At 74.8% G+C, this 8,184-nt stretch carries 10 protein-coding genes and 1 pseudogene; 10 read left to right on the top strand and 1 reads right to left on the bottom strand.

What is annotated here, in order from left to right; all coding sequences use genetic code 11:
- On the top strand, positions 1-531 hold a 531-nt coding region (locus CCR87_RS05015), incomplete at its 5' end, for an SAM-dependent methyltransferase (RefSeq protein ID WP_201156467.1).
- On the opposite strand, the gene CCR87_RS05010 is transcribed toward CCR87_RS05015, so the two are convergent.
- Positions 504-1,259, bottom strand: a complete 756-nt coding sequence (locus tag CCR87_RS05010) for a cobalt-precorrin-6A reductase (protein WP_201156466.1) — start codon at positions 1,257-1,259, stop codon at positions 504-506. The two genes, CCR87_RS05015 and CCR87_RS05010, sit on opposite strands and share 28 nt — an antisense overlap.
- On the opposite strand from CCR87_RS05010, the gene cbiE reads away from it, so the two are divergent.
- The 9 genes and pseudogenes from cbiE to CCR87_RS04965 all read left to right on the top strand — a co-directional run.
- Entirely contained in the window at positions 1,258-2,457 is a 1,200-nt protein-coding gene (gene cbiE / locus CCR87_RS05005) for a precorrin-6y C5,15-methyltransferase (decarboxylating) subunit CbiE (RefSeq protein ID WP_201156465.1), read from the top strand. The genes CCR87_RS05010 and cbiE overlap by 2 nt on opposite strands.
- A complete protein-coding gene (locus tag CCR87_RS05000; RefSeq protein WP_201156464.1) occupies positions 2,454-2,822 on the top strand; it encodes a cobalamin biosynthesis protein in 369 nt (122 codons plus the stop codon). Before cbiE ends, CCR87_RS05000 begins: the two co-directional genes overlap by 4 nt.
- Positions 2,819-3,583, top strand: a complete 765-nt coding sequence (gene cobM, locus CCR87_RS04995; RefSeq protein ID WP_201156463.1) for a precorrin-4 C(11)-methyltransferase — start codon at positions 2,819-2,821, stop codon at positions 3,581-3,583. The genes CCR87_RS05000 and cobM overlap by 4 nt, the downstream gene beginning before the upstream one ends.
- Position 3,584: 1 nt before the next feature.
- Positions 3,585-4,898, top strand: coding sequence for a cobyrinic acid a,c-diamide synthase CobB (locus CCR87_RS04990; protein ID WP_201156462.1), 1,314 nt, complete (start codon positions 3,585-3,587; stop codon positions 4,896-4,898).
- Positions 4,895-5,620, top strand: coding sequence for a uroporphyrinogen-III C-methyltransferase (cobA, locus tag CCR87_RS04985; RefSeq protein WP_201156461.1), 726 nt, complete (start codon positions 4,895-4,897; stop codon positions 5,618-5,620). Before CCR87_RS04990 ends, cobA begins: the two co-directional genes overlap by 4 nt.
- Complete coding sequence (gene cobF / locus CCR87_RS04980) at positions 5,613-6,365, top strand: precorrin-6A synthase (deacetylating) (RefSeq protein ID WP_201156460.1); 753 nt, start codon at positions 5,613-5,615, stop codon at positions 6,363-6,365. The genes cobA and cobF overlap by 8 nt, the downstream gene beginning before the upstream one ends.
- Positions 6,362-6,991 (top strand): cob(I)yrinic acid a,c-diamide adenosyltransferase, encoded by a 630-nt coding sequence (cobO, locus tag CCR87_RS04975; protein WP_201156459.1) that lies wholly within the window; start codon positions 6,362-6,364, stop codon positions 6,989-6,991. The genes cobF and cobO overlap by 4 nt, the downstream gene beginning before the upstream one ends.
- 2 nt (positions 6,992-6,993) lie before the next feature.
- Positions 6,994-7,989, top strand: a complete 996-nt coding sequence (locus tag CCR87_RS04970; RefSeq protein WP_338048877.1) for a phosphotransferase enzyme family protein — start codon at positions 6,994-6,996, stop codon at positions 7,987-7,989.
- Between the two features lie 4 nt (positions 7,990-7,993).
- Positions 7,994-8,184: pseudogene (locus CCR87_RS04965) on the top strand (adenosylcobinamide-phosphate synthase CbiB); the annotation flags it as partial.

Below are 8,184 nucleotides of genomic sequence, written 5' to 3'. Positions count from 1 at the left end.
GTGGTGGTGGTGTCCTCGGGCGATCCGGGCGTCTTTGCCATGGCGTCCGCGGTGTTCGAGGCGATGGAGGCCGGGCCAGCCCCCTGGCGCGACCTCGATGTCCGGGTGCTGCCGGGGATCACGGCGATGCTGGCGGCGGCGGCGCGGGCGGGTGCGCCGCTGGGGCATGATTTCTGCGCGATCAACCTGTCCGACAACCTCAAGCCCTTTGCGCTGATCGAAAAACGGCTGCGGCTGGCGGCCGAGGCGGATTTCGCGATGGCGTTCTACAATCCCCGCTCCCGGGCCCGCCCCGACGGATTTGCCCGCGTGCTGGAGGTCCTGCGCGCGGCCTGCGGCGATGCCCGCCCGGTGATCTTTGCCCGCGCCGTCACCACCCCGGACGAGGACATCCGCGTCGTCCCCCTGACCGAGGCCCGCCCCGAGATGGCCGACATGCGCACGGTCGTCCTCGTGGGGTCGTCGCTGACCCGGGTGATCGCCCGTGCGGGCGTGCCCTTCGTCTATACCCCCAGATCGGCCCCGGCATGACCCAGCCAGTCCAGAACCGCCCGGGGGCACGCCACCTCCTGCCGCGTCGGCAGGGCGGGGCGATCGATCATCACCACCGCCAGCCCCAGCGCGCGGGCGGCGTCGATCTTGGCCCGCGCGCCGGTGCCGCCCGAGTTCTTGGCCACCACCAGATCGATCCCGTGCGCGGCCATCAGCGCGCGATCGCCGGCTTCGGTGAACGGCCCGCGCGAGACGAGGGCGTGGTGCTCCGGCAAGGGCACCGCCTCTGCCGGGGGGTCGACCAGCCGCAACAGGTAGAAATGCTGCGGCTGCGCGGCGAAGGCCGCGAGGTGCATCCGGCCCACCGCCAGCATCACCCGCCGCGACGCCCCGGCCAACGCGCCGACCGCCCCCTCGATATCCGGCACCGGACGCCAGCGGTCGCCCGGCCCGGGTGCCCAGGCCGGGCGGGTCAGGGCAACCAGCGGCACGCGGGCCTGCGCGCAGGCGGCCACCGCGTTGCGGCTGATCCGGGCGGCAAACGGGTGGGTGGCGTCGATCACATGGGTGATGGCGTGCGCACGCAGCCACGCCGCCAGCCCATCCACCCCGCCAAATCCGCCCACGCGCATGGGCACCGGCTGGGGCTTGGGCCGGTCCACCCGCCCCGCCAGCGACAGGGTGGCGGGCAGCCCGCGTCCTGCCACCAGCCCGGCCAGCGCCGAGGCCTCCATCGTGCCGCCGAGGATCAGGAGGTTCGGACGCATGGCTGAGGGTCCCTGGTTGACGGTCGTGGGCATGGGCGAGGATGGCCCGGACGGCCTGCCCCCCGCAAGCCGTGCCGCGCTGGAGGGCGCCGAGGTGGTGATGGGGCCGCCCCGCCATCTGGCGCTGCTGCCCGAACTGACGGCCGAGCGGATCGCCTGGCCGGTGCCCTTTGCCGACGGGCTGCCGGTGCTGCGGGGGCTGCGCGGGCGGCGGGTGGCGGTGCTGGCCTCGGGCGATCCGTTCTGGTTCGGGGCGGGTCGTGTGATCGCACGGGAATTCCCCGAAGGCGAGTGGCGGGTGCTGCCTGCGCCCTCGGCATTTTCGCTGGCGGCCGCGCGGTTGGGCTGGGCGCTGGAGCACACCGCGTGCCTCGGGCTGCATGCCGCGCCGCTGGCCCGGCTGCGCCCGCACCTGACCCCCGGCGCCCGGGCGCTGGTGCTGCTGCGCGACGGGGCCGCGGTGGCGGAGCTGGCCGGATGGCTGACCGACCTCGGCTTCGGCGCCACGCGGCTGTGGGTGATGGAGGCGCTGGGCGGCCCGCGCGCGCGGGTCCGGCAGACGACCGCCGCCGATCCGGCCCCGGGCGACATCGCCCATCCGGTCTGCGTCGGGCTGGAGGTCGCGGGCGCGGGCGCGACCATCCCCGCCGCCAGCGGATGGCCCGACGAGCTGTTCGCCCACGACGGACAGATCACCAAGCGCCCGGTGCGCGCGCTGGCGCTGTCGGCGCTGGCGCCCCGGGCGGGCGCGCATCTGTGGGACATCGGTGCGGGCTCGGGCTCGATCGCCATCGAATGGCTGGGCGCCCACCCGTCCACGCAGGCCACGGCGATCGAGGCCGACCCCGCCCGCGCCGCCCGCATCCGCGCCAATGCTGCGGCACTGGGCGCTGATCGGTTGCGCGTGGTCGAAGGCACCGCCCCGGCGGCGCTGGATGGCCTCGCCCCGCCCGAGGCGGTGTTCATCGGCGGCGGGCTGTCGGCGGCGCTGCTGGACGCGCTGTGGTCCCGCCTTGTGCCCGGCACGCGGCTTGTCGCCCATGCCGTCACGCTGGAGTCCGAGGCGCTGCTGGCGACGTGGCATGGGGCACGCGGCGGCAGCCTGCTGCGGATCGCGCTGGCCGAGGCGCAGCCGCTGGGCACCCGCCATGGCTGGCGCGCGCGCTACCCCGTGGTGCAGTGGAGCGTGGCGCGATGAGGGTGGCGGGCTTTGGATTTCGCGCCGCCGCGGGGGTCGACAGCCTCGGCGATGCGCTGGCCCGCGCGGGTGGCGCGGCGGGGCTGGTGGCGCTGGCCGCCCCCGCAGACAAGGCCGGTGCTGCGGCCCTGTGCGCCCTCGCGGCCCGGCTGGGCCTGCCGGTGCATGCCATTCCGGCCCGGCGCCTCGCCGCCATGCCCACCATGACCGAGGCACCCCGCGTGCGCGCCGCCCGCGCCACCGGATCGGTGGCCGAGGCCGCAGCCCTCGCCGCCGCCGGACCCGGCGCGTGGCTGACCCGCCCCCGCGCGATATCCGCCGACCGGATGGCCACCTGTGCCATCGCAACCGGAGAGACCCCATGACCGTCCATTTCATCGGCGCCGGCCCCGGCGCGCCGGATCTTCTGACGCTGCGCGGGCGCGACCTGATCGCGGCCTGTCCGGTGTGCCTCTATGCCGGGTCGCTGGTCCCCGAGGCGATCCTTGCCCACTGCCCGCCCGGCGCGCGGATCGTCAACACCGCGCCCATGGACCTTGATGCCATCATGGGCGAATGCGCGCGGGCCCATGCGGCGGGACAGGACGTGGCGCGGCTGCATTCGGGCGATCTGTCGATCTGGTCGGCCATGGGCGAGCAGATGCGGCGGCTGAAGGCACTGGGCATTCCCGTCAGCGTCACGCCCGGCGTGCCCGCATTCGCCGCCGCCGCCGCCGCGCTGGAGGCGGAGCTGACGCTGCCGGGGTTGGCGCAATCGGTGGTGCTGACGCGCACGCCCGGCCGCGCCTCGGCCATGCCCGAAGGCGAGCGGCTGTCGGCCTTTGCCGCCACCGGGGCGACGCTGGCGATCCACCTGTCGATCCACACGCTGGAGCGGGTGGTGGCCGAGCTGACCCCGCATTACGGCCCCGGTTGCCCGGTGGCGGTGGTCTACCGTGCCAGCTGGCCCGAGCAGCGCGTGATCCGCGCGACCCTTGCCACCCTCGTGGCCGCCATGCCCGAGGGCATCGAGCGCACCGCCCTGATCCTCGTCGGTCCGGCGCTGGCGGCCGAGGGGTTTGCCGACAGCCAGCTCTATGCCGCCGATTATGACCGCCGGTTCCGGCCGGTCCGGGCGAGGGGCTGAGATGGCGCCGCCGCCGCCCGGGCTGGTGATCGCCGCGCCCGCCTCGGGTGCGGGCAAGACGACGGTGACGCTGGGCCTGTTGCGCGCGTTTCGCGATGCCGGGCTGCGGGTGCAGCCGTTCAAGAACGGCCCCGATTACATCGACCCGGCGTTCCATCGGGCCGCGGCGGGGGTGGCGTCGTTCAACCTTGATCTGTGGGCGATGGGCGCGGGACTGTTGCAGGCGGTGGCGGCCCGGGCCGCGGGCGCCGATCTGGTGATCGCCGAGGGGTCCATGGGCCTTTATGACGGGGCGGCCGACCGGGGGGTGTCGGGGCATGGCTCGGGGGCGGAACTGGCGCGGCACTTCGGCTGGCCGGCGGTGCTGGTGCTGGACGTGGCCGGGCAGGCGCAATCGGCCGCGGCCACCGCGCTGGGCTTTGCCCGCCACCCCGGGGCGCCGCCGATGGCCGGTGTGATCCTCAACAACGTCGCGGGCGCCCGGCACGAGGCGATGATCCGGCAGGAGATGGCGCGTCTGGGCCTGCCGGTGCTGGGCGCGCTGCCCCGCCGGCGCGACATGGCGCTGCCCGAGCGGCATCTGGGCCTTGTGCAGGCGGGCGAGCAGCCGGGGCTGGAGGGGATCCTCGCACAGCTGGGGGGGCTTGTGCGCGACCATACCGATCTGGCGGCACTGCGGGCGGCGGCGGGGCATGGGCCCGCGTCCGTCCCGGGCGGCTGGCCGTCCCCCCCCGCCCAGCGCATCGCGATGGCGCGGGACGCGGCGTTCTCCTTTGCCTATCCGCATCTGCTGGAGGGCTGGCGCCGCGCGGGCGCCGAGGTGCTGCCGTTCTCACCGCTGGCGGACGAGGGTCCGGACCCCGCCGCCGATCTGGTCTGGCTGCCGGGCGGGTATCCGGAGCTGCACGCGGGCCGGATCGCGGCGGCGGGGCGGTTCCTCGGGGCCCTGCGCGCGCACGCCGCAACCCGCCCGGTGCATGGCGAATGCGGCGGCTACATGGTGCTGGGCGCCGCATTGATCGACGCGGACGGCGTGCGCCACCCGATGGCGGGGCTGCTGGGGCTGGTCACCAGCTACGCCCGACGGCGGCTGCATCTGGGCTATCGCCGCGCGGTGCTGGCGGCGGCGATGCCGGGGCATGGGACGGGCGCGGCGCTGCTGGGCCATGAATTCCATTATTCCACGGTGATCGAACAACCCGATCCCCCGCTGGCCGCCGTCACCGACGCCGCCGGCCGCCCGGTGCCCGAGACCGGGTCGCACCGGGGCCGCGTCAGCGGCAGCTATTTCCACCTGATCGCGGAGGCGCCATGACCGGCTTCGTCAGTTTCGTCAGCGCCGGGCCCGGCGATCCGGAGCTTCTGACCCTCAAGGCCGTGGACCGGCTGCGGCGGGCGGATGCGGTGCTGTTCGACGACCTCGCCGCCGGGCCGATCCTGGCGCAGGCGCGCGCGGGGGCCGACCTCGTGGGGGTGGGCAAGCGGGCTGGCCGCGCCTCGCCCCGGCAGGACCACGTCAGCCGGCTGCTGGTGGAGTATGCCGGGACCGGCGCCCGGGTGGTGCGGCTGAAATCCGGCGACGCGGGCCTGTTCGGTCGGCTGGAGGAGGAGATCTGCGCCCTGCGCGCCGCCCGCATCCCGCACGAGATCGTGCCCGGCGTCACCTCGGCCTGTGCTGCGGCCGCCGCGGCGGGCATCCCGCTGACCCGGCGGCTGACCGCGCGGCGGGTACAGTTCGTGACGGGCCATGACGCGACGGGGCGCCTGCCGGACGACATCGATCTGGAGGCGCTGGCCGATCGCCATGCGACCACGGTGGTGTTCATGGGGCGGCGGACGTTTCCCGACCTCGCACGCGGGCTGATGGCGCGCGGCCTTCCGGGGGCCACGCCCGCGCTGATGGCCGAGGCCGTGACGACCCCCGACCAGCGGCTGACGCGCGGCACCGTTGCGGAGTTCGCGGCGGCGCCGGGGGACGGGACGGGCCCGGTGCTGATCCTCTATGGCCCGCTGGCAGAGGAGGGGACGGATGGATGAGCTGACCCTCATCGGCATCGGCACCGGCAACCCCGACCACCTCACGCTTCAGGGGATCGCGGCGATGCGCGCCGCCGATCTGGTGCTGATCCCGCGCAAGGGCACGACCAAGGCCGACCTTGCCGACCTGCGCCGCGCGATCTGCGCCCGGGTGCTGGGCGACGATGCGCCGATCGTCGAATTCGACATGCCGCGCCGGGATGCGGACGGCGACTATCTGGACGCGGTGGACGCCTGGCACGACGCCATCGCGCGGGCCTGGACCGCCGCCGGGGCGCAGGCGCGGCGCGTGGCGCTGCTGATCTGGGGCGACCCGTCGCTTTATGACAGCGCGCTGCGCATCGCGGCCCGGCTGGCGCCCGCGCCACGGCTTCGTGTCGTGCCCGGCATCACCGCGCTTCAGGCGCTGTGCGCGGCGCATCGCATCCCCCTCAATGATATCGGCGCGCCGGTTCTGGTGACCACCGGGCGGCGCCTGCGCGCCGAGGGCTGGCCCCCGGGGGCGGGGACGGTCGCGGTCATGCTCGACAGCGGCGGCGCCTACGAGAGCCTCTATCCCGCCGGGATCACGATCTGGTGGGGCGCCTATCTGGGCATGCCGCAGGAGCTGACGCTGGCCGGGCCGCTGGCCGAGCTTGCGCCCCGCATCGCACAGACCCGCGCCGCCGCCCGGGCGCGCCATGGCTGGATCATGGACATCTATCTGATGCGCCGCACCGATCCCGCAGCAAAGGACACGCCATGACCGCAGACGCAGACGCAGACGCAGACGCAGACGCCCGCCACGCCCGCAAGATGGCCGCGCGCAAGGCCGCGCAGGACCGCAAGATGGCGGACAAGACCGACCGGCAGGGGCTGGTGATCGTCCACACCGGGGCGGGCAAAGGCAAGTCGTCTTCGGCCTTCGGGATGATCCTGCGCTGCGTCGCGCACGGCATGCCCTGTGCCGTGGTGCAGTTCGTCAAGGGCGCGTGGGACACCGGCGAGCGGCGCCTGCTGACCGGGCATTTCGGCGATCTGTGCCAGTTCCACGCCATGGGCGAGGGCTTCACCTGGGACACCCAGGACCGCGCCCGCGACATCGCCGCCGCCGAACGCGGCTGGCGGATGGCGCAGGCGCTGATCCGCGATCCCGACATCCGCATGGTCGTGCTGGACGAGATCAACATCGCCCTGCGCTATGGCTATCTGGAGGCGGACGAGGTGGTGGCCTTCCTGCGGGCCGAGAAACCGCCCCTCAACCATGTCGTGCTGACCGGCCGCAATGCCCCCGAGGCGCTGATCGAGGCCGCCGACCTGGTGACCGAGATGACGCTGGTGAAACACCCCTTCCGCGCCGGCGTGAAGGCCCAGCCGGGCGTGGAGTTCTGAGGGTGGCGGCGGCGCCCGACCATGGTGCGACCCCGGATCGGACGCCCTCGGCCGAGGCGCTGATCCGTCCGCTGCTGCCGCGCTACGGGCTGGCGCCGGACGCGCCGCTGTCGCGCCTGTGCCACTCCGAGAACGAGACCTGGGCGGCGGGCGATGTGGTCTTTCGCCTCCACCGGGAGGGCTATCATGCCGCCGGGGAAATCGCGGCGGAACTGGCCTGGCTGGCGGCGCTGCGCGACCACCCGGGCGTGGCCAGCGTGCGTCCGGTCCCCGATCGTGCCGGGCGCGTGTTGCAGCACAGCGGCGGGCGCCATGTCGTGGCGTTCCGGCGGCTGGCGGGCCGGGTGCTGGCGGCCGATGAGGATCTGGGCCGCTGGTTTCCCGAACTGGGCGCCGTCGCCGCCCGGCTGCATGCCCACGCCCGCCGCTGGTCGCGCCCCGCCGGGTTCCGCCGCAAGCGGTGGGACGCGGCCGCGCTGTTCGGACCGGCGGCAATCTGGGGGGACTGGGGTGCGGCGCCGGGCCTCGACGCGGCGGGGCGCGCGGTGCTGGCGCGGCTGGTCGACGATCTGGACCGGCGGCTCGCCGCATGGGGGGGCGGGGACGACCGCTTCGGGCTGATCCACGCCGATCTGCGGCTGGCGAACCTGATGACCGACGGCGCCGGGCTGACGGTGATCGACTTTGACGACTGCGGCTTTGGCTGGTGGCTGTTCGATTTCGCCGCCGCCGTCTCCTTCATCGAGGATGACCCGCGCCTGCCCGCCCTCGCCGACGGCTGGGCCAGGGGATACCGCCGCGTGGCCCCTCTGGGCGCCGCCGAGGTCGCGATGCTGCCGGTGATGGTGCTGGCCCGGCGGCTGCAACTGACGGCGTGGCTGGCCAGCCGGGCGGGCAACGACACGGCGGCAGCGCTGGGGGGCGCGGGATTTACCGCCCGCACCGTCGCGCTGGCCGAGGGGTATCTGGCGCGCGGACCCGCGCGGATATGGAGCTAGCGGGATGGCGGTGGGGCTGGCGCTGGCGGCGCTTCTGATCGAGCGGGCGGTGGGCTATCCGGCGGGGCTGTTCGCCCGCATCGGCCATCCGGTGACATGGATCGGGGCGCTGATCGCGGCCTGCGACCGCCGCTGGAACCGGCCCGACCGGGCAGAAGCGGCGCGGCGGCGCGCGGGGGTGGGGCTGGTGGCGGT

The organism is Rhodobaculum claviforme (assembly GCF_016653255.1).
GTDB lineage: Bacteria > Pseudomonadota > Alphaproteobacteria > Rhodobacterales > Rhodobacteraceae > Rhodobaculum > Rhodobaculum claviforme.
This window is presented reverse-complemented; position numbering and strand designations above follow the sequence as displayed.

Coding starts and splice junctions, on each gene's coding strand:
- cobF (WP_201156460.1), top strand. CDS start 5,613: ATGGATGAGCTGACCCTCATCGGCATCGGCACCGGCAACCCCGACCAC.
- cobO (WP_201156459.1), top strand. CDS start 6,362: ATGACCGCAGACGCAGACGCAGACGCAGACGCAGACGCCCGCCACGCC.
- CCR87_RS05000 (WP_201156464.1), top strand. CDS start 2,454: ATGAGGGTGGCGGGCTTTGGATTTCGCGCCGCCGCGGGGGTCGACAGC.
- cobM (WP_201156463.1), top strand. CDS start 2,819: ATGACCGTCCATTTCATCGGCGCCGGCCCCGGCGCGCCGGATCTTCTG.
- cobA (WP_201156461.1), top strand. CDS start 4,895: ATGACCGGCTTCGTCAGTTTCGTCAGCGCCGGGCCCGGCGATCCGGAG.
- CCR87_RS04990 (WP_201156462.1), top strand. CDS start 3,585: ATGGCGCCGCCGCCGCCCGGGCTGGTGATCGCCGCGCCCGCCTCGGGT.
- cbiE (WP_201156465.1), top strand. CDS start 1,258: ATGGCTGAGGGTCCCTGGTTGACGGTCGTGGGCATGGGCGAGGATGGC.
- CCR87_RS05010 (WP_201156466.1), bottom strand. CDS start 1,259: ATGCGTCCGAACCTCCTGATCCTCGGCGGCACGATGGAGGCCTCGGCG.